Origin of the sequence: Chlorobium sp. (genome assembly GCF_021740465.1) — a bacterium.
GTDB lineage: Bacteria > Bacteroidota > Chlorobiia > Chlorobiales > Chlorobiaceae > Chlorobium.
The window spans coordinates 74,977-95,740 of the sequence record NZ_JAIOZR010000002.1; the positions used below are offsets into that span (position 1 = coordinate 74,977).

18 protein-coding genes and 1 tRNA gene are annotated in these 20,764 nt (G+C 55.5%); 10 read left to right on the top strand and 9 right to left on the bottom strand.

Annotated features, from left to right (window positions below; genetic code table 11):
* Positions 1 to 220: 220 nt before the first annotated feature.
* The 5 genes from K9G39_RS01415 to K9G39_RS01435 all read right to left on the bottom strand — a co-directional run bounded on the left by K9G39_RS01415 (position 221) and on the right by K9G39_RS01435 (position 3,418).
* On the bottom strand, positions 221 to 526 hold the full coding sequence (locus K9G39_RS01415) for an ATP-dependent Clp protease adaptor ClpS (RefSeq protein ID WP_292003137.1): 306 nt from the start codon (positions 524 to 526) through the stop codon (positions 221 to 223).
* 16 nt (positions 527 to 542) lie between these two features.
* Positions 543 to 1,490: an LD-carboxypeptidase gene (locus K9G39_RS01420; RefSeq protein ID WP_292003138.1), complete on the bottom strand. Its 948-nt coding sequence runs from the start codon at positions 1,488 to 1,490 to the stop codon at positions 543 to 545.
* Positions 1,491 to 1,550: 60 nt separating this feature from the next.
* A complete protein-coding gene (atpC, locus tag K9G39_RS01425) occupies positions 1,551 to 1,817 on the bottom strand; it encodes an ATP synthase F1 subunit epsilon (protein ID WP_292003139.1) in 267 nt (88 codons plus the stop codon).
* A 16-nt stretch (positions 1,818 to 1,833) separates the two neighbouring features.
* Positions 1,834 to 3,222, bottom strand: a complete 1,389-nt coding sequence (gene atpD / locus K9G39_RS01430) for a F0F1 ATP synthase subunit beta (RefSeq protein ID WP_292003140.1) — start codon at positions 3,220 to 3,222, stop codon at positions 1,834 to 1,836.
* Positions 3,223 to 3,345: 123 nt separating this feature from the next.
* Positions 3,346 to 3,418: transfer RNA gene (locus K9G39_RS01435), tRNA-Thr, on the bottom strand.
* Between the two features lie 230 nt (positions 3,419 to 3,648).
* Between K9G39_RS01435 and K9G39_RS01440 the strand changes: the two genes are divergently transcribed.
* The 3 genes from K9G39_RS01440 to K9G39_RS01450 all read left to right on the top strand — a co-directional run bounded on the left by K9G39_RS01440 (position 3,649) and on the right by K9G39_RS01450 (position 7,916).
* The gene (locus K9G39_RS01440; RefSeq protein WP_292003217.1) at positions 3,649 to 4,131 is read left to right on the top strand and encodes a TlpA disulfide reductase family protein; all 483 of its coding nucleotides are present in this window, start codon (positions 3,649 to 3,651) and stop codon (positions 4,129 to 4,131) included.
* Between the two features lie 146 nt (positions 4,132 to 4,277).
* Positions 4,278 to 6,143, top strand: coding sequence for a phosphoenolpyruvate carboxykinase (GTP) (locus K9G39_RS01445; protein WP_292003141.1), 1,866 nt, complete (start codon positions 4,278 to 4,280; stop codon positions 6,141 to 6,143).
* Positions 6,144 to 6,491: 348 nt separating this feature from the next.
* On the top strand, positions 6,492 to 7,916 hold the full coding sequence (locus K9G39_RS01450) for an outer membrane protein transport protein (RefSeq protein ID WP_292003142.1): 1,425 nt from the start codon (positions 6,492 to 6,494) through the stop codon (positions 7,914 to 7,916).
* Positions 7,917 to 8,220: 304 nt separating this feature from the next.
* Here the strand turns inward: K9G39_RS01450 and K9G39_RS01455 are convergent, their stop codons facing one another.
* Positions 8,221 to 8,433 (bottom strand): dodecin, encoded by a 213-nt coding sequence (locus tag K9G39_RS01455; protein WP_292003218.1) that lies wholly within the window; start codon positions 8,431 to 8,433, stop codon positions 8,221 to 8,223.
* A gap of 652 nt (positions 8,434 to 9,085) precedes the next feature.
* On the opposite strand from K9G39_RS01455, the gene K9G39_RS01460 reads away from it, so the two are divergent.
* The 7 genes from K9G39_RS01460 to K9G39_RS01490 all read left to right on the top strand — a co-directional run bounded on the left by K9G39_RS01460 (position 9,086) and on the right by K9G39_RS01490 (position 17,021).
* Complete coding sequence (locus K9G39_RS01460) at positions 9,086 to 10,639, top strand: 4Fe-4S dicluster domain-containing protein (protein WP_292003143.1); 1,554 nt, start codon at positions 9,086 to 9,088, stop codon at positions 10,637 to 10,639.
* A gap of 19 nt (positions 10,640 to 10,658) precedes the next feature.
* Positions 10,659 to 13,520 carry a molybdopterin-dependent oxidoreductase gene (locus K9G39_RS01465; protein WP_292003144.1) on the top strand — a complete coding sequence of 954 codons (2,862 nt, stop codon included), beginning with the start codon at positions 10,659 to 10,661 and terminating at the stop codon, positions 13,518 to 13,520.
* 158 nt (positions 13,521 to 13,678) lie between these two features.
* Positions 13,679 to 14,575, top strand: coding sequence for a sulfite exporter TauE/SafE family protein (locus K9G39_RS01470; protein WP_292003219.1), 897 nt, complete (start codon positions 13,679 to 13,681; stop codon positions 14,573 to 14,575).
* A complete protein-coding gene (locus K9G39_RS01475; protein ID WP_292003145.1) occupies positions 14,572 to 14,991 on the top strand; it encodes a DUF1634 domain-containing protein in 420 nt (139 codons plus the stop codon). The genes K9G39_RS01470 and K9G39_RS01475 overlap by 4 nt, the downstream gene beginning before the upstream one ends.
* A gap of 162 nt (positions 14,992 to 15,153) precedes the next feature.
* A complete protein-coding gene (locus K9G39_RS01480; protein ID WP_292003146.1) occupies positions 15,154 to 15,390 on the top strand; it encodes a sulfurtransferase TusA family protein in 237 nt (78 codons plus the stop codon).
* 16 nt (positions 15,391 to 15,406) lie between these two features.
* A complete protein-coding gene (locus K9G39_RS01485; protein ID WP_292003147.1) occupies positions 15,407 to 15,916 on the top strand; it encodes a DsrE/DsrF/DrsH-like family protein in 510 nt (169 codons plus the stop codon).
* Positions 15,917 to 16,379: 463 nt separating this feature from the next.
* Positions 16,380 to 17,021, top strand: coding sequence for a class I SAM-dependent methyltransferase (locus K9G39_RS01490; protein WP_292003220.1), 642 nt, complete (start codon positions 16,380 to 16,382; stop codon positions 17,019 to 17,021).
* A gap of 357 nt (positions 17,022 to 17,378) precedes the next feature.
* Here K9G39_RS01490 and K9G39_RS01495 read toward each other — a convergent pair whose 3' ends face one another.
* From K9G39_RS01495 to recQ, 3 genes are all read right to left on the bottom strand, one after another.
* On the bottom strand, positions 17,379 to 17,924 hold the full coding sequence (locus tag K9G39_RS01495) for a hypothetical protein (RefSeq protein WP_292003148.1): 546 nt from the start codon (positions 17,922 to 17,924) through the stop codon (positions 17,379 to 17,381).
* A 119-nt stretch (positions 17,925 to 18,043) separates the two neighbouring features.
* Complete coding sequence (locus tag K9G39_RS01500) at positions 18,044 to 18,811, bottom strand: class I SAM-dependent methyltransferase (RefSeq protein WP_292003149.1); 768 nt, start codon at positions 18,809 to 18,811, stop codon at positions 18,044 to 18,046.
* 2 nt (positions 18,812 to 18,813) lie between these two features.
* Entirely contained in the window at positions 18,814 to 20,652 is a 1,839-nt protein-coding gene (gene recQ, locus K9G39_RS01505; protein WP_292003150.1) for a DNA helicase RecQ, read from the bottom strand.
* Between the last annotated feature and the right edge of the window lie 112 nt (positions 20,653 to 20,764).

The window sequence follows — 20,764 nt, forward strand, 5'->3', positions numbered from 1 at the left end:
ATTCACTACGCTGCGGATGCATGGATTCGCAAGGTCGTGATGCTCTGTATCCGTGGCCGGGGTCGCTACAGGAGTCATCGGTGTGCTTCGCTACCGGAAGATGCACAAGGCCATTTCGCGAATGCAGCGGTGCTCCATCGCCAACCGGAGTGTTCTTCATGGCGAGGGCAATTGCCTCTGATACCTCGCGGTGCGAGGGAGTTTCTTGCGGCAAAGCGCTTCAGCCGGTCTGGATTTCGGTTTTTAGGGAGATCTCCTCGAGTACGGCGCTGACATAGATGCAGCGTTCGATAGGCCCTGAGTAGACCACAGCCCGTCCCTTGAGGTGTACTTCCCAGGTAAGTTTTTCGGCTTTCGAGCGGCTGCAGTTAACGGCCTTGATGATCTGAAAGATCACTTCGTCAAAAGAGTGATCGTCATCGTTGAAGAGTACAACGCGGTAGGCGTCAAGTCCGGCGGTGCCGGCTGATTTTTCGCTTTGAAGCGTTTCGGGATTTTCAGCTGACGCTGTCCACTGTTTCGGCATGATATTACAAGTACCTCTATTGAAGAACTACCGGTTCGAGAGCCCTGAGACTGAATGCCGAGACTGAAACCTCCATGCGGTACCTTGCCCCTACCGGAATGGTCATGAGATTGCTGATATGTCCGTACGAAAGTCCCCGCATGACCGGGACATCCGGATGGGCATGCTGGCAGTAATAGTCGAAAATTTTCTCAAGCCGGATATTCTCACCGGAATTTTCCTGTTCGCCACCGAACTGGCCGAACAGGATTCCCCGGCTTTCGGCAAGAAGGCCCGCATTTCCGAGATGCGACAGCATTCTGTCGATACGGTAGGCCGGCTCGTTTATGTCCTCGAGGAATAGCAGGGTATCCCTGAACCGAGGCAGGTAGGGAGTGCCGATCATCGATGACAGCACGGAAAGGTTTCCGCCGATCAGTTGTCCTTCGGCGCGGCCTTCCCTGATGCAGGTTACGTGATGGCTCTCATGGTTCCGAAGTGAAAGTGCGTAGGCCGGAGATGTGAGCATTCCCCAGAAATGCTCTTCGGTATAGGGTGTCGGCCCGTGCAGTTCCGTTGCGAGCATCGGCCCTGAAAAACTGATCAGCCCTGTTTTTGAAAAGACCGCAAGCGACAGGGCTGTGATGTCGGAATAGCCTACCAGAATTTTGGGATTTGCAGCAATGAGGCCGTAATCGATTTTTTTCAGCAGCCGGTATGACCCGGCTCCACCTCTAAGGCAGACGATAGCCCTGACCGTAGGGTCTTTGAACATGCCGTGCAGGTCCTGCAGCTTCTCTTCGTCGGCGATGGCCGGATCGGTATCGATACAGTTGAGATGGAGCGATGGTTTTACCCTGTAGCCGTTTTTTTCGAGATAGGATACCGCCTGCTGGATTCTGTCGGGGAAGGAGCAGTGGGATGAGGGAGATATGAGCCCGATGGTATCTCCCCTCTGCAGGGCTTTCGGTACAAGCGTTTTCATACAAGCAAAAAACATCAGCAGAGGTTACGCTGCTGATGTTTTTTTACGATTGAGATGAAATCAGGCAATGTTTTCGGTAAGCAGAATCGCCTTGTTGCCGCTCACTTCAAAAAAGCCGTCCGCGACGGTAAAACTTTTTTCGCTTTTGTCGGCAAGCACTATTTTCACCTTGCCGGTCTTCAATGCGGAAAGCAATGGCGCATGGTTCTTCATGACCTGAAACAGGCCATCCTGCCCTGGCGCCGTAATGCTCGTGACCTCTCCCGAAAAGAAAAGCTTTTGCGGCGTTACAATGTCGATTTCAAACCCTTTGTCGGTAGTCGCCATGGTTAATCAGAGGTTATTACAGGGTTTTTGCTTTTTCAACAGCTTCCTCGATGGTTCCGACAAGGTAGAATGCATTTTCAGGCAGATTGTCGTGTTTGCCTGCAATGATCTCCTTGAAGCCCTTGATGGTCTCTTCGAGTTTGACGTACTTGCCGGCAAGACCGGTGAAGGCTTCCGCGACGAAAAACGGCTGTGAAAGGAAGCGCTGTACTTTTCTTGCCCTTGAAACGACCAGCTTGTCCTCGTCGCTGAGTTCGTCCATACCGAGAATGGCAATGATATCCTGCAGATCCTTGTAGCGCTGCAGGATCTGTTTGACGGCCTGAGCGGTATTGTAGTGATCGTCTCCGACGATGTTCGGATCGAGAATGCGGGATGTCGAGTCGAGAGGATCGACAGCCGGATAGATGCCGAGCTCGGCAATGGAGCGCGAAAGCACCGTCGTTGCATCGAGGTGAGCGAATGCGGTTGCAGGAGCCGGATCGGTAAGGTCATCCGCAGGCACATAAATAGCCTGTACGGAGGTGACGGAACCATTCTTTGTCGAAGTGATCCTGTCCTGGAGTTCGCCCATTTCGGTCGCGAGGGTCGGCTGATAGCCCACGGCGCTCGGCATGCGGCCGAGAAGCGCGGATACCTCGGAACCAGCCTGGGTGAACCGGAAAATGTTGTCGATGAAAAGAAGCACGTCGCGGTTCTCCTCATCACGGAAATACTCCGCAATGCTCAGACCGGTCAGGGCAACCCGCTGGCGGGCTCCGGGAGGCTCGTTCATCTGGCCGAACACGAGCGCAGTTTTTTCGATAACGCCCGACTCCATCATTTCATGATAGAGATCGTTTCCTTCGCGGGTACGCTCACCTACACCGGCGAATACGCTGAAGCCTGACTGCTGTTTGGCGATATTGTTGATCAGCTCCATGATGAGCACGGTTTTGCCGACGCCGGCGCCACCGAAAAGGCCGGTTTTTCCGCCTCGGGAATACGGTTCGAGAAGGTCGATGACCTTGATGCCGGTTTCAAACATCTCCGCCTTGGTCGAAAGATCTTCGAACTTCGGAGCGGAGCGGTGGATCGAGTAGGTTTTTTTCGTGTCGACCGGGCCTTTGCCGTCGATAGGGTCCCCAACGACGTTGAGCATCCGCCCGAGGACTTCGGAGCCGACGGGAACCTGAATGGATTTGCCCGTATTGATGACGCTGATGCCTCTGACCAGGCCGTCGGTGCTTTCCATGGCTACCGTCCGGACGCGTTCTTCGCCGAGATGCTGCTGGGTTTCCAGAACCAGTCTGGAGCCGTCGGGCCGGACAATGTAGAGCGCATCCAGAATCGAGGGAAGTTGTCCTTCAGGAAAATCTACGTCAACAACAGGACCGATGATCTGGGAAATCTTACCTTCTTGCATAGTGACAGTGTGGATAGGATTTTATGGTGAAATCAAACGTTAGGATTATCCGGTAACGGCTCTTGAGAAATGCGGTGTACCGCCCCGCCCCTGACGGCGTTTATGCGACATCTGCCGGATGCGAGCCACCTGCGGGACTCGAACCCACGACCTACTATTTACGAAACAGTTGCTCTACCAGCTGAGCTAAGGTGGCGTTGGCCATTTCAAAAATAAAGCCGAAATATAGTTTTTTTATCATTGAATAGCAAAGATTAATCAGGCGAAGCAAGCTCCTTTTAAAAAACGCAGGAATTGTATATTAAAAGGCGTCAGATATGTATATTTGCACTTTTAACGATTGAAACAGATATGGTCATGATGACAGTTACGATGCGTATGGTGAAAAGAGCGTTCACCGTCCCGGCGGTTCTTGCGGCGGCTCTGATGATACTCTTTACGGCCGGTGCAGCCGGTGCGGCCCAGTCGCCGCTTGCTCCGGCATTTTCGGCCGTCGGCGTGGACGGAAAAGCGGTTTCTTCAAGGCAGCTCGCAGGAAAGGCTTATATCGTGAACTTCTTCGCTTCGTGGTGTCCTCCCTGCAGGGCGGAAATACCCGATATGGTCGCCCTGCAGAACGCATACAAGGCCAAAGGGTTCACCTTTGTCGGCGTGGCGGTCAACGAAAACGACGAATCCATCAAAAGCTTCATGAAAAGCAACGGCATCAGCTATCCTGTGGTCATGGCCGATCAGAAACTGGTTGGCGCCTATGGACGGTATGTCGAGGGAGGGATACGTTCCATTCCAACCAGTTTTGTCGTCAACCGGTCGGGACGCATTATCCAGATCATTTCAGGGGCCAGAAGCAAGGCCGTTTTCGAGAAAATGATTCTCGATGCACTCAAACAGCCCAAAGCAGTCAAGTAACCTTACAGGCATGATTCCCAATATTCCGAATCCGGTGATGCGCTTCAGCTGGCACATCCGGTTCACATAGATTTTATTTGCATGTCCGCAGTCAGGGGTGACTGCGGACTTTTTTTTTCAACTCTCTATAAAAAACAAGGACGATCATGAGCTCTACGCCGATCAATCCCCCGGATTTTCTGAAAAACCCTAAACTGCTCCAGTGGGTGCAGGAAACCGCCGATCTCTGCCGGCCGGATTCCGTCTACTGGTGCGACGGAAGTCAGGAAGAGTACGATACCCTCTGCCAGCAGATGGTAGAGAGCGGTACGTTCATCAGACTTTCGGACGAAAAGCGCCCGAACAGTTACCTCTGCCGCTCCGATCCGAGCGATGTCGCCCGTGTGGAGGACCGCACCTATATCTGCAGCATCCGCCGTCAGGACGCAGGCCCGACCAACAACTGGGTCGCGCCGAAAGAGATGAAGGAGACGCTTCGCGGGCTTTTTGACGGCTGCATGCAGGGCCGCACCATGTATGTCATTCCCTTCAGCATGGGCCCTCTCGGCTCTCCGATCGCCCATATCGGCGTGGAGATTACCGATTCGCCCTATGTGGTGACCAACATGCGCATCATGACCAGAATGGGCCGCAAGGTGCTCGATGTGCTCGGCGACGGCGGCGAATTCGTTCCCTGCCTGCACTCGGTCGGAGCCCCGCTTCAGCCTGGACAGCAGGATGTGCCATGGCCATGCAACGACAGGAAATACATTGTCCATTTCCCGGAGGAGCGCTCCATCATGTCGTTCGGCAGCGGATACGGCGGCAACGCCCTGCTCGGCAAAAAGTGCTTTGCCCTGCGCATCGCATCCTCGATGGCCCGCGACGAAGGCTGGCTTGCCGAGCACATGCTCATTCTCGGCGTCGAATCGCCCGATGGCGAGAAGACTTATGTGGCTGCGGCTTTCCCGAGTGCCTGCGGAAAAACCAACTTCGCCATGCTGATTCCTCCGAAATCGTATGACGGATGGAAAGTCACCACCATCGGCGACGATATCGCCTGGATCAAGCCTGCCGAAAACGGTCGTCTCTATGCCATCAACCCCGAATACGGCTTTTTCGGAGTCGCTCCCGGCACCTCGAACAAATCGAATCCGAACGCCATGGCATCCCTGGCAAGCAACTCGATATTCACCAACGTGGCAATGACGCCGGACGGCGATGTCTGGTGGGAAGATATGACCGATACGGTTCCTCCGGAACTGATCGACTGGCAGGGAAACCCCTGGACGCCCGGCTGCGGACGTCCGTCCTCGCATCCGAATGCCCGCTTCACCTCCCCGGCAAGCCAGTGTCCCTCTCTGGATGCCGACTGGGAGAACCCCGCCGGTGTTCCGATCAGCGCATTTATTTTCGGCGGTCGCCGAAGGGATACCGTGCCTCTCGTCTATCAGTCCGCAAACTGGAACTCCGGCGTTTATCTCGCGGCCACCATGGGTTCCGAAAAAACCGCGGCGGCTGCCGGAAAAGTCGGCGAGGTTCGTCGTGACCCGTTCGCCATGCTTCCGTTCTGCGGTTATCATATGGGCGATTATTTCAACCACTGGCTCCATGTTGGCAGGACGCTTTCCGAACTGCCGCGGATATTCGGTGTCAACTGGTTCCGCAAGGACGAGAACGGCAAGTTCCTCTGGCCCGGATTCGGCGAGAACATGAGGGTGCTGAAGTGGATTGTGGACCGCGTGCACGGAAGAGCCGGCGCTGTGGAGAGTCCGCTTGGCTGGATGCCGAAGTATGAAGCGCTCGACTGGGAAGGTCTCGAAGAGATGACCCCTGAAAAGTTCTCGAAGCTCATGTCGGTCGATCGCGAAGCATGGAAAAAAGAGCTGCTTTCTCACGAGGAGCTGTTCGAAATCATTTACGACAGGCTCCCCAAGGAGTTCTCCCATATCAGGGAGCTGATGCTCTCGACGCTCTGGATGTCGCCCGAGCACTGGTCTCTGGCTCCCGAGTGCTACAGCGTCGATCACTGATTTTTTTACTCTTTTCCGGTGCGCAGGGCTCTCCTGCGCACCTTTTTTTTTCCTTTTCCATTCCTCACTTTCCTTCGGATGTTCAGCCACAGAGTACTCCCTGTTTTCATTCACCGGTTTCTGCTGCTTTCTTTTTTTTACTTCGGTATTGCGGATATTTTTATTATCTATAGATAACTATATGGTGATATAGTCCGTTATCCCTGTTCGCTCCTTGTCCCGTTCCCGGTGCATCGCTCTTCGTCCCTCCTTTTCGGAGTGCTGTGCATCATCTATCCTGATTCAGTTAGGGGATCAGTGCGGGTTTGGGTGCCTTTAGCCGCGTAAACCATGTAAAAGCAACAGCGTATGTCTCGAAAAACACTCCCCGGAATGACGCTTATCGCGTTCCTGTCAGCTTCTTCCACAGCTTTCGCCACGAACGGCATGAACCTTGAAGGGTACGGAGCGAAATCCCATGCCCTTGGAGGGACAAGCATGGCATACGATACCGGCAATTCGGCCGTTATGAACAACCCTGCGACCCTCGGCATGATGGAGGATCGCTCATCGGAGATCGGTATCGGTATCCGCGGACTTCATCCCGATGTCACTCTTCAGGTGCCGGGCATTAGTGCCGGATCGGATGGGGACGCCTACTATATGCCGTCGCTTTCCTACATGAGAAGGGATGGCGCATTTATCTGGGGCGTCGCCGTTCTTGCCCAGGGAGGTATGGGCACGGAGTACGGCGAAAATTCTTCGCTTTTCAGCTATGGGAATTCCATGATGGGCAGTATGATGGTTCCCCTGAGTGGTGAGGATATCCGCTCCGAGGTGGGAGTGGGTCGGCTGATGTTTCCCCTGGCGTACAAGCTGACCGAAAATACCACCATCGGAGCCTCCCTCGATTTTCTCTGGGCGAGCATGGATCTGCGGATGGACATGGACGGATCGCATTTTGCCGCCATGACCATGGGGCAGGGGGGCTCGGTGGGCGGCTCGATGCTCGGTACGCTCGGGGGAATGATCGGTTCGGGTATGGTGAGCGATATCGACTATGTCCGCTACGACTTCTCCAACGATAACGCTTTTCTGGGCGAGGCGATAGGTTACGGTACGGGTTTCAAGGTTGGTTTTACCCACCGGTTCGGAAAACTGCTTACGGTGGGAGGAAGCTATCACTTGCAGTCCCGGATTTCCGATCTCGAAACATCCAACGCAGTGCTCTCCTTTTCCGGAACCGGAGATGCGTTCAGTTTGGCTGATCCCGTTTCGGTGAAAGGCACAATCAAGGTTCGGAATTTCGAGTGGCCGGCAACCTTCGCGGCCGGGTTGGCATTGTATCCGGCAGAGCGATGGATGATTGCCGCCGACGTCAGGCATATCGACTGGTCTTCAGTAATGAGGAACTTTTCAACATCATTTACCGCTGACAACTCCCCTTCCAACGGAGCGTTTGCGGGGCAGCAGCTCGATGTGGAGATGCTGCAGAACTGGAAGGATCAGACTGTCTTGTCCATAGGGGTACAGTACCGGGCTACCGACAGGCTTGCACTGAGGACCGGGGCAAGCTTCGCATCGAATCCGGTGCCCGATACCTGGCTCAACCCCCTTTTTCCGGCCATAACCGAAAACCATTACACAGCCGGATTCGGTTACAGCGTATCCGAGCGGTCCTCGATTTCGGCAGCCCTGGCGTGGGCACCTGTGGTTACCCGGACCAATGCTGACGGTCTTGAAATCAGCCACGGACAGCTAAACTGGTCGATTAATTATACCCAGGAGCTTTAGTCGTAAAAGTGTTTTCCTGTTATCTTTCCTGCAATGGCACACGGATACGCCGTACCGAAAAAAATGGCATGTCGGCCTACAGTGAGCCTGTCACGTTGCGACTGCATCCGTGAAGCGTGTCCACACAAGGGGATCTGCTGCGATAGCATTGCCTTTCACTATTCGAAAGAACAACTTCAGGAATGCTGCTTCAGCCTGAAAGCGGAAAATACCTGGTACCGGGGAAATTCATTGAAATGATTACCTGGAAAAAGGTCGCCCGTAAGGCTCTCTTTCTCCAGGTGAGGGTTTTCGTGCGAACCGTTCAGTTTTCGTCGAGCGTAAAACCGATTTTTACGGTAACCTGCCAGTAGGCGACCTTCTGATCCTCGACGTGACAGCGGGTTTCGACAATTTCTACCCATCGGATATTTCTTACCGATTCGGCTGCTTTTGCAACGGCATTTTTTACCGCTTCTTCAATGCTGGTTTCCGAAGAGCCGACAATTTCGATTTTTTTATAGATATGAGCGCTCATGGCTTGCGTGTTTTTCATGGTTGGTGATCCAGTCGTGCGGCGGCAGTGCGTTTCGCATTAACCCGCTTCAAGAATGGAAAATAGGCTTCAGCGGCGAAAAAAATCCATCTTCCGGATTTTTTTTTGAAAAACCGCATCCGGAACTCCAGTTCAAGTAAGGGTTAAGTTATTGTTTTAATTGTTGAAAACAGGGCCAACGGATGTGATAAAAAAAGTTCCTGAAACACAGATTTAATTTGGGAGTGTGGGTGTTGTGTATTATTATATAACCATTCAGTTATATAATAATACACTCGTCGGATGAGCGTGTTGAACGCATATCCGGTGTGGTATGCCCGGTACCCCTTCCCCTCGGGATAAAGGAGGTCATGACGGCTCACCTGAAGGCGGGGAGTTGTTCTGTATTGCCGGAAAAAGGTTGACGCATACCGCTGGCGATTGCTTGCGGTATGCTATTCGGTCGGGGTGGAGTCCTGCCGGAGATGCTTGTAGTATGCCGCTTACTGCCATTACCCTTAAGAGGAGAAGGGTAATGCAGAGAGCGTGTTGATGCCGCATGCATTTCCATCCCGACCCTGATTTTTCAGAAGGCCTGACTGTCCGCGGGCAGTCGCGCCGGGTTGGTTCTCTCTCAATCAGACCAGATCAGTTCATGAACTACGGCTTTGTTATCGATGCCCGGAAATGTATCGGATGCCATGCATGCACGGTTGCCTGCAAGTCCGAAAACGAGGTTCCTCTCGGAGTGAACCGTACCTGGGTGAAATATGTGGAAAAGGGCACCTTCCCCGATACCCGGCGCTACTTTACCGTTTTGCGCTGCAACCACTGCGCCGAGCCGCCATGTGTGGCTATCTGTCCTGTCGAGGCGCTGCAGAAGCGTCCGGACGGCATCGTGGATTTCGACAGCCGCCGCTGCATAGGATGCAAGGCGTGCGCCCAGGCCTGCCCCTACAACGCACTCTATATCGATCCCGATACCCATACCTCGGCAAAGTGCAACTACTGCGCCCATCGCAAGGAGGTGGGCCTCCAGCCGGCCTGCGTGGCGGTCTGTCCACAGCAGGCAATCGTTTCGGGCGATCTCGATGATCCCTCAAGCAAAATCGCCACGCTGGTTGCCTGCGAGCGTACCGTCGTGCGCAAGCCCGAGAAGGGGACTTCGCCCAAGCTGTTCTATATCAATGGCGACGGTGCGTCGCTCGATCCCATGGAGGCTCCCCTGCAGGAGGAGTACCACTGGAGCGCGCAGTCGAGAGGCGTAGGGCATTTTGCCGGAAAGGGAAAAGGCGCGCCGGGAATCGAAAAACCCGCCCATGCATCCAACACGGCCGGCCCGAAGGCCCGCCGCGTTTATGATATTCCGTCGAAAGGCGCAGTCTGGGGCTGGGAGGTTCCGGCATATGTGACGGCCAAGGCGGTCTCGTCCGGAGTGTTTCTTGTTTTTGCCGCCCTGCTCGCCGTTTTCCGCATGGAGCTTGCCCCAACCCTGCAGTGGGCGGCCTGGTCGGTTTCGCTGCTTTTTCTGGCCCTTACCGGCGGCTTTCTCATCAAGGATCTCGATCGTCCCGACCGCTTTTCGTCGGTGATGCTGCGTCCGCAGTTCGGCTCATGGCTTGTCAAGGGAGGGCTTACCATTACCGGTTACGGTGCGTTTCTCGCCCTGTGGGGAGCATCGCGCCTCCTGCAGATTCCCGCGCTTGAAACCGCCGCGCTCTGGGGTGGCGCGCTTTTCGCCCTGGTGACGGCCATCTATACGGCGTTTCTGTTCGGCGCCGCAAAAGGGCGCGATTTCTGGCAGAGCCCCATGCTGCTTCTGCATATGCTTCTGAACTCCCTGCTTGCCGGCGGCTCGGCCATGCTCATGCTCGGGCTCGGCACCGGAAGCCCGTCGGAACTTCTCGGGCTGCTCCGTCAGCTGCTGACGGCAGGCTTCGGGCTGCATATCGTCATCATGCTGCTCGAACTGTACGGACAGCACCCTTCCGCAGGGGCTGAGCGCGCGGCGGAAATCATCCGTGAGGGAAGCCTGAAGAACCAGTTCTGGGCCGGCAGTTTTCTTGGCGGCAACCTGCTTCCGCTTCTCGTTACACTGTTTTCTTCCGATCCGCTGATGCTTGCCGCAGCGGCCCTTCTGGGACTGTGCGGTGTGTTCTACACAGAAAAAGTCTGGGTTCAGGCCCCGCAGAGAATTCCCTTAAGTTAACCATGTGCCGGAGTTTACCATGAGCTATACCCATAAACCGACAGTCATAGAGACAATTGCTGAAAAGCTCAATCTTGTTCCCGATCTGCACAAGGAGGACGATGGCCCCAGGGCGCTTCGAGCCGCAGAAGAGGGTGCCGAGATAAGCTGTCCGCCACCCGCCCAGTGGGACAACTGGGTCGAATACGACTCGAAAAGCTGGCCGGAACGCAAGACGAAAGAGTACATGCTGGTGCCGACCGCCTGTTTCAACTGCGAAGCGGGGTGCGGACTTCTGGCCTATGTCGACAAGGAGACCATGGAAATCCGAAAGCTGACGGGGAACCCCTATCACCCGGCCAGCCGCGGCAGGAACTGCGCCAAGGGTCCGGCCACGCTCAACCAGATTCAGGATACCGACCGGGTGCTTTATCCCATGAAGCGCACCGGAAAAAGAGGCGACGGCAAATGGGAACGGGTCAGCTGGGACAGCGTGCTCGACGATATCGCCGGCCGGATGCGCAAGGCGATCATGGAGGGCCGCAACAACGAAATCTCCTACCATGTCGGGCGTCCAGGTCACGACGGTTTCATGGAGTGGATTCTGCGGGCGTGGAACGTAGACGGCCACAACAGCCACACCAACGTCTGCTCCTCGGGCGCGCGTTTCGGTTACGCCATCTGGGAAGGATTCGACCGTCCCTCGCCCGACCATGCCAACGCGAAGTTCATTCTTCTGGTCAGCGCCCATCTTGAATCGGGCCACTATTTCAACCCGCATTCGCAGCGTATCATCGAGGCCCGCATGAAAGGGGCGAAGCTCGCCGTGCTCGATCCCAGGCTTTCCAATACCGCAAGCATGTCCGACTACTGGATGCCGAGCTACCCCGGCACCGAACCGGCCGTGCTGCTCGCCATGGCGAAGGTGATCATCGACGAGGGCCTTTACAACCGAACCTACCTTGAAAACTGGGTGAACTGGCAGGCGTACCTCCAGGCGGAATATCCCGGAACCCCGGTTACCTTCGAAAACTTCATCGAAGGACTGAAAAAGGAGTACGCGCACTACACTCCCGAATACGCTTCGAAAGAGAGCGGCGTGGATGCCTCCATGATCGTCGAGATCGCCCGCAGGATCGGCGAGGCGGGCTCGCAGTTTTCCACCCATGTCTGGCGCAGCGCCAGCAGCGGCAACCTCGGCGGCTGGGCCGTGTCGCGCACGCTGCACTTTCTGAACGTGCTGACCGGCAGCGTCGGAACGCCCGGCGGCACCTCTCCGAGCGCATGGAACAAGTTCAAGCCTCATGTGCACGCCGAACCCAAACCGCAGACATTCTGGAACCCGCTCCATCTGCCCGACGAATATCCGCTCGCCCACTTCGAAATGAGCTTCCTGCTTCCCCATTTCCTCAAGGAGGGGAGGGGCAAACTCGACGTCTATTTCACCAGGGTGTTCAACCCGGTATGGACCTACCCAGACGGATTCTCGTGGATCGAGGCGCTGGAGGACGAATCGAAAATCGGCCTGCACGCCGCGCTCACGCCAACCTGGAGCGAGACCGCCTACTTCGCCGACTATGTGCTGCCGATGGGTCACTCCGCCGAACGGCACGACCTGCTCAGCTACGAAACCCATGCCGGCAAATGGCTCGCTTTCCGCCAGCCGGTGCTGCGTACCGCCCTGAGAAGAATGGGCAAACCGGTTACCCACACCTGGGAGGCCAACCCCGGCGAAGTCTGGGAAGAGGATGAATTCTGGATCGAACTTACCTGGCGCATCGACCCCGACGGCAGCCTCGGCATCCGCCAGTACTGCATGTCGCCCTACCGACCGGGAGAGAAAATCACCATAGAAGAGTACTACCGCTACATATTCGAGCATACGGCCGGCCTGCCCGAAAAAGCCGCTCAGGAGGGGCTTTCGCCGTTCGACTACATGCAGAAATACGGCGCGTTCGAGGTCGAAAGCAACGTCTACAGCGTTAACGAAAAAGCCGTGTCCCAGGCCGATCTCGACGGTGCTTCGGTCCAGCCGCAGAGCGGACTGATCGTGAAAAACGGCAAGGCGGTGGGCGTAGAGGTTGCCGGTCGTTCCTGCACCGGGTTTCCCACACCGTCGAAAAAGCAGGAGTTCTACTCCGAAACCATGGTTGACTGGAAATGGCCCGAATACCGCCTGCCGGGCTACATCAAGAGCCATATCCATGAGGAGACCATGGACCACAAAAACGGAGAGTTCGTGCTTGTGCCGACCTTCCGCCTGCCGGTACTGATCCACTCCCGCTCGGGCAACGCCAAATGGCTTGCCGAAATCGCCCACCGCAATCCCGTCTGGATCAACGCTACCGACGGAGCGGCGCTCGGCATCGCCAACGGCGACCTGATCAGGGTGAACACCGACATCGGCTTTTTCGTGAACCGCGCCTGGGTTACCGAAGGGATAAGGCCTGGCGTGGTCGCCTGTTCGCATCACATCGGAAGATGGCGTCGCGAGCAGGACCCCGAAGGCAACCGCTGGGCCACCAACAGGGTCAATATTTCCAAAGAAGGAAAGGGCAAATGGAAGATGCGCGTCGAAGAGAGCATCCAGCCATACGAGAGCAGCGACGCCGACTCGTCGAGGATTTTCTGGTCGGACGGCGGCGTTCATCAGAATATCACCTTCCCGGTGCACCCCGATCCGATCAGCGGCATGCACTGCTGGCACCAGAAGGTTCGCATCGAGAAGGCTCACGACGGCGACCTCTACGGTGACGTCTTTGTCGATACCGACCGTTCATTCCAGATCTACAGGGAGTGGCTCGACATGACGAGGCCTGCGCCCGGCCCCGGAGGCCTGCGCCGTCCGCTCTGGCTCAATCGTCCGTGCAGGCCCGACGAGAAGACCTACTATATTGCATAGTTACTGAACAGTACTGCTTCCATGATCCCCATCTGCCGGAAATACCTTTCCGGCAGATATGGCCGATATCAATCCATCAATCCTTTGACGCATGGCACATGACAAGAGCGGACGGTAAAAAAATCTGGTGGTTTCTTGCAGCCGTTCTGCTGACAGCCATGCCGCTTGTTCTTCCTCCGGAAGTCGCAGCCGCTTCGTTACCTGCCGGCGGCGAGACCGCATGGTGGGTCTGGGTACTGCTCCTCTTCATCTTTTCATTTTTTCTCGGTATCGTCTCCGTACTTGCAGGCGTCGGCGGCGGCGTGCTCTTCGTACCGATCGTCGGCAGCTTCTTCCCCTTCCATCTCGACTTCGTCCGTGGCGCCGGTTTGCTTGTCGCGCTTTCCGGCGCTCTTTCGGCAGGCCCATCGCTGCTGAGAAAAGGTCTTGCCGATCTGAAGCTCAGCCTGCCGCTCTCACTTATCGGTTCCATCAGCTCCGTTGCCGGAGCGATTGTCGGACTCAGGATGTCCGCCGACAGCGTGCAGCTGCTGCTCGGCATAGCGATCATCGCCATTGCGGTGATCATGATGAAAGCCGGTAAATCCGGCTATCCCGAAGTCGGAGAGTCCGATGTGATCGCCAGAGCGCTGGGCATTTCCGGAAGCTATTATGAACCCACCATCGACAAAACCATCGACTGGAAGGTTCGTCGTACGCCCCTGGGTCTTGTGCTGTTTTTCTTTATCGGTTTTATCGGAGGCATGTTCGGCATGGGTGCCGGATGGGCCAACGTGCCGGTACTCAACCTGCTCATGGGGGCGCCACTCAAGATCGCCGTCGCAACGAGCGGGCTGGTGCTGTCGATGAACGGAGCGGCAGCCGCATGGATATACCTCTATAAAGGCGCGGTACTCCCCCTGATCGCAGTTCCCGCAGTCGGAGGCGTGATGCTCGGCTCGAAAATCGGCGCCAGAATTCTCTCGAAAGTCAACACCGGTTCGGTACGCATCGCAGTGATCGTCATGATGCTGATAGCCGGACTTCGTTCCATAACAAAAGGATTGGGAATATGAGCAACATTGCCGGTAAGCACAAACCGGAGATCGACAGGGTGCAGCTTGTCTATGCCGCCGTTCTCGACGTCGTTTCGCATACCGGAATGGTGCTGATCGCCGTGGGTTTCCTCGCCTATGTTGCAAGGCTGCTGCCGCTTACGGTTTCCATCGAGGACATCGCGTCTCACTGGCATCTCAGGGCAGGAGAAATGAATCGTCTTCATGCGGTGCCCTCTGGCTGGTCATGGGTGCAGGACCCTCTGCACGGGGATGTACTCAGTTTCATCTCGATCATCTTTCTCTCGATGGCAGCCATGATCTGTCTGGTCGCCGTTATTCCTGTTTTTTTCGCCGAGAAGAACAGGACGTATGCCCTCATTGCCCTGCTTCAGGTTCTTGTGCTCGCAGCGGCGGTTGTCGGCATAGCGTCCTGAGAAAACCGGTAGTCTATTGACGGAAAAAACAGCAGGGAATTCTTGTTTCTTTCTTTGTTATTAATTATAATTATATAATTACTTGGTTATATAGTTTTCTTTGTTGCGGTAATATCGCAACCGCTTACCCCGAAACAACATACTTAACAAAAGGAGGCATCCATGTCTGAAATTACAGCCAACCGTACGCTCGATTGCTCCGGGATGAACTGCCCGCTGCCGATTCTGAAAACCAAGAAAGAGGTCGACCAGATGCAGAGCGGTGAAATTCTGAAAATGATCTCGACGGATTCCGGTTCGGCAAACGACATGGCTTCGTGGGCGAACAGAACCGGGCACAAAATCGTCGACAGCAGCACCGAAGGCGGAACCTATACTTTCTACATCCAGAAATCCTGACCGGGAGAAAACCACTATGGCCGACATAAAAAAACTTGCCATTATCGCCTCCAAAGGCACGCTCGACTGGGCCTATCCTCCATTTATCCTCGCCTCGGCAGCGGCGGCCATGGATATGGAAGCGGTGCTCTTTTTTACCTTTTACGGTCTTCCCCTGCTGAAAAAAGAGATCGATCTCAAGGTTACCCCTGTAGGCAATCCGGCAATGCCGATGAAAATGCCGTTCGGCAGCAAGGAGTTCCAGGGTTTCAACTGGCCCATTCCGAATATCATCTCCGGCAACGTTCCCGGATTCGACACCATGGCCACCATGCTCATGAAGGAAACCTTCAAGAAAAAAGGGGTAGCCACCATCGAGCAGCTTCGCGAGATGTGCCAGGAGAGCGGTGTACGCTTCATTGCCTGCCAGATGACCATGGATGTTTTCGGTTTCGAACGCAAGGATTTCATTGACGGCGTCGAATACGGAGGTGCGGCCATGTTCCTTGAATACGCCGCCGACGCGAACATGTCCCTTTTTATCTGATCCGTTTTTCATTGCTGTTTGCCGGTCACCTGTTCCTGCCGTGCGGTTTCTGCGTCGCGGCAGGTTCTCGTCCTGCATGTGGCCGGTTTCAGTCTGTGATACAGACGATCTTTTTTTTGTGATGGCAGACTATTAACAATTATTGATTAACTTTTGCTTTTCAGGGCGGCTATCGTTAAATTACATTAAGGGTTAGCTATACAGTTCGATCCGCTGCCTCACGGACGGCTCTGCGTTTCCCATAATCTCGCCGCGCTGATCCAGTCCATTCACGGTGATCTCCATCCGGACGGTCAGTAAAAAAACATGCTTTTTTTGGTCCGTTTCGCTTCTTGGTAAGGCTTCGTGTCAAGATCTTCCGCCAGTCCGCATTTCCGGATTTCCGATGATGCCCGCAGGCGTTGCGTTTCAGCGCCCTCGGGCATACGGTGTTCCTTTTTTAACCAAGTCCGCAGGAGTGCCGATGCAGAATCCGGAAACCCCCGAAAGCGATCCCCGCAGCCACTGGGACGCAATCTATTCGGCCGCGGAGCCCTCCCGGCTTAGCTGGCATCAGCAGTTTCCCCTCGAATCCCTCGAACTCATCGAGGCCTCGTGCGTCGACGCGGAAAGCCCCATCATCGATGTCGGGGGAGGAGCATCATCGCTTGCTGACTGTCTGCTGCACCGCGGCTACGGCCGGATTACCGTACTCGACTGTTCAGCGGCGGCTCTCGATCATGCCCGCCGCCGTCTCGGCCCAATGGCCGAAGAGATCCGCTGGCGGGTCGGCGACGTCAGAAGCTTCCGTCCGGGTGAAAAATACATGCTCTGGCATGACCGGGCGGTCTTTCATTTCATGGTCGATGCTTCGGACCGCAGAAAATACCTCGATACGCTTGACGATTGCCTGGAAGCCGACGGCCATGTGGTGCTCGGCACCTTTGCGCTCTGCGGACCCTCCAGATGCAGCGGACTCGAGGCCATGCGCTATGACGAACCGCTCATATCCGAACTGTTCGCCCCCCGATTCAGGGTGGTGTCTACCATGCTTTCCCGGCATGAAACCCCGTCAGGTCAACCGCAGGACTTCATGTTTTTTTATATGAAGAGGGCTTCCGGGTGAGGTTGAGCGCGTTTATGCGGTTCCGCGCCCCCGGAAACTCATTTTTTGTTTTGGCAATTTAATTATATGGTTATATAATAGGATTAAAGAGAGCATACTTTGCGGTAAGCTCTTTAAGGGAATGTTTCAGCTTCGACCTTTACGGGCAATGGTTGGCCCGTAAAGGTTCTAAAGCGTTCGATGAAGTTGCTCAGGTGTTTAACCGTTTAGACAGGGTACCCGGCATTATGCTGTGGACTGAAATTACAGGGCCCGGTTCGTTCGACGAAGCTCTTTTATATAACCAGAAAGAGAACCCCCATGTCACCTGAAAACCGTTCGGCACTTTTTTTCAGGTGCGCTCTCAAGCAGGTTCAGTCAGAGTCCGATGGCATGGAAAAGGAGCGGCAGGGCACAGAGCCCAATGGCAATGTTGGTTGCTCCGCAGATTTTTGTGATGACTGCGTTCGGCTTGTACCAGGCAAAGGGAAGCAGAAAAGTCAGCACATTGATGAGCACAAGCACCGTGCCTAAAGGCCAGATTTTGCCGAGAAGGAACGCCTTGTAGCTGAACACCGCGGTCATGAAAAAGATGCCGATAAAAAAGTGGGCATAGACTTTTTTGTCGCCGGGGTTGTAGAAATGCATGGCGACGACAACCCAGAAAAGGCCGTAGGTAGCGAAAATGGTTCCGATAAAGATCCTGGTTTCCGCCGGCAGGCCGACATCGAACAGGTAGAGAGAGAGCGCGGTGAAAATCTGTGCGATCCCTCCGAACCAGAGGGCGACGTTGGCGAGGTTCTTTCCCAGCTTCGCGTGGTCGGTTTCGCCGTTGATACCCAGTCCCAGCTGTTCGAGGCCGAATACCCATACGGTAACCATAAGACCGAATACGCCGATCGCTTCCGGATTTACTGCATTCATCGGAATGTTGCTCCTTTTCTGATAATGATTGGTAGTGTCCTTTCTGCCGCATCGATCACAATTGTTATCAGTGCGGCCGGGGAATCTACCTTTTTTAACAGAAAAGCGAAGAGGGTTTTTCAATGACGTCTTCGGGCGGCTTTCAGGGTGAGCGGCCAGGCGATCGTCTTTCGGGAGTCGTCGTTCCAGTGCGCCGCAAGCCTTCTTTCCAGACCGGCTACGGGATCGCAGCCGTTTTTGCCGACAAACCGGCTGACGGCGGACCAGGTCCGGATGTAGCCGAGCAGTTCCTCTCTTTTCCACGAAACGCTCATGCTGAAGGCCGGGGGCTTCAGATCAGTCATCGGCAGTTCAATGCCCGCATAGCCGGCATCGACCATCGACCGTTCTTCAGGCCAGTACGGACCCATTTCGGAGTGATAAAACTCTTCTACAATGGCGCCCGTTTCCGCCCCTTCGACCGCAACCGGCCCGTATGCCCATACGGCAAGCACTCCGTCTCCTGCCAGCACCCGCTTCGCTTCCCTGAAAAACCGCCCCGTGTCGAACCAGTGCAGTGCCTGCGCTACCGTGACGAGATCGACGGATCCGGATTCCATTCCCGAATTTTCGGCCGGAGCGGCCCGGTATTCGATACGGGGATGCCGCGCGGCGGCTTCGATCTGTTCCCGGCTGGCGTCGGTTGCCGTGACGCGCCCGAAATGCCGGGCAAGGCCGAGCGCGGCCTGTCCGGAGCCGGTGGCGCAGTCCCATGCGTGGTCCCGTGCCGGCGCGACCGACGCCAGCCACCCGAAAAGCGCTTCCGGATAGGATGGGCGGAATGCCGCATACTGTTTTGATACCGCTGAAAAATGGTCATGGAAGGACTTTTTTTCATTGATGGTCATGGTTATTCTCCGTTATTGCTCGTTCCGCACCAGCGTATGATGCAGGATATGAATTGCCTGCCGTAACGCTCCAGCTTGACCTCCCCGACACCGGTAACAGCAAGCATGGACTCTTCATCGCAGGGCAACAGCGAGCTCATATCGCGAAGCGACCGGTCTGAAAATACCACGTAAGGGGGGACTCCCTGCTCGTCGGCTATCTGTTTGCGCAACGACCGGAGCAGCTCGAAGAGTTCCCCGTTTTCCTGCCGGGCTGCGATTGCAACGGTGCTTTTCCGGCGTTTCGTTTCAACGACCTCAGCCATTTCGATTTCCGTCACGTTTTTCAGGACGCGAAAAGCTTCCGGCAGAAGGCAGAGCGCCGGGTAGAGCCCTTCAGCTCTCGATATGACTTTTCTTGCAAGCAGTTCGTCCACAAGCCGCTTCCAGAAAGTCTTCGTTTTCCCCTTTCCGGCACCGTACGTTTTCAGGCGGTCATGGCCGAAATCGAGCACCTTTCTGTTTGAGCTGCCGGTGACGATATCGATGATGTGCGAGGCTCCGAATCGCTCATCCGTACGCACGATTGCCGAGAGCAGCATCTGAGCCTCGCGGGTGCAGTTCAGGGTTTTGCGCGAGCCGGTACAGATGTCGCAGTTTCCGCAGTTTTGCTCCGGGTAGCTTTCGCCGAAATATTCAAGGAGAATCTTCCGTCGGCATACCGACGATGATGCGAAAGAAATCACTTTCGAAAAAGCCCCGAGCGCTCTCGCCCGCTCAGCCTCATCTGCGACGCTGTCGATGAAGAACCGTACTTTATGGATGTCTCCATGCGAAAAGAGCAGGATGCAGTGGGCCGGTTCACCGTCACGGCCTGCCCTGCCTGTCTCCTGATAGTAGTTTTCTATGCTTTTCGGCAGGTCTGCGTGAATGACGAACCTGATGTTCGATTTATCAATGCCCATACCGAAGGCGATGGTTGCCACAATCACATCGACCTCGTCGCGGATGAACGCTTCCTGGTTGCGTATCCGTTCTTCGTCCCCAAGGCCGGCATGGTAAGGCAGCGCCCGGAACCCCTTCGCCCTGAGCATCAATGCGGTATCGTTGACGCTCTTGCGGCTGGTACGATAGATGATGCCGGCTTTACCGGGTTTGTCCTTGAGGATCGAGACCAGCTGTTCTCCCGCATTTTCCTTGAAGCGTATATCGTAGAACAGGTTGTTTCGGTCGAACGAAGCTCGCACGACCAGCGGATCACGAAGGCAGAGCCTTCCGAGTATGTCATCCTGCACCTTGTGGGTCGCCGTAGCCGTAAACGCGGCAACAGGTACATCAGGGAACAGGGTGACCAGCCTTGAAAGCGAGAGGTAATCCGGGCGGAAATCATGTCCCCATTCCGAAATGCAATGCGCCTCGTCGATGACTGCCATAGAAATACGGGCTTTTGCTGCAATATCCCGGAACCGCTCGAAGGCGAACCGCTCCGGCGCGATATAGAGAAGGTCGAGCTCATCCAATTGCAATTGCCTCAGGACATCGTCCTGTTCTGCCGGCGAAAGCGAACTGTTCAGGAACGCGCCGCGGATGCCGTTTGCCAGCGCACCGTCAACCTGGTCTTTCATCAGCGCGATCAGGGGGCTGACCACAAGGCATGCTCCCGGCAGCATGACAGCCGGCAGCTGGTAGCAGAGCGACTTTCCTCCGCCGGTCGGCATTACGGCTAACACGTCCCTGTTTTCAAGGATTGCCCTGACGATCCGTTCCTGATCGCGGCGAAACCCGCTGAAGCCGAATACCCTCCGGAGGGTGCCGTAGATGATGTCATTGTCGAATGGCGGTCGTTTGTCGTTTTCCGTCATGGTCCGGTTGGTCATACTGAAGGGAGGTTTTCATGCGTTATCGGTCAGCGGCAACTGCTTGTGGTGCCGTCGCAGCGCAAGGGAGCAGCGGCCGGACGCCGAAGGAACGATA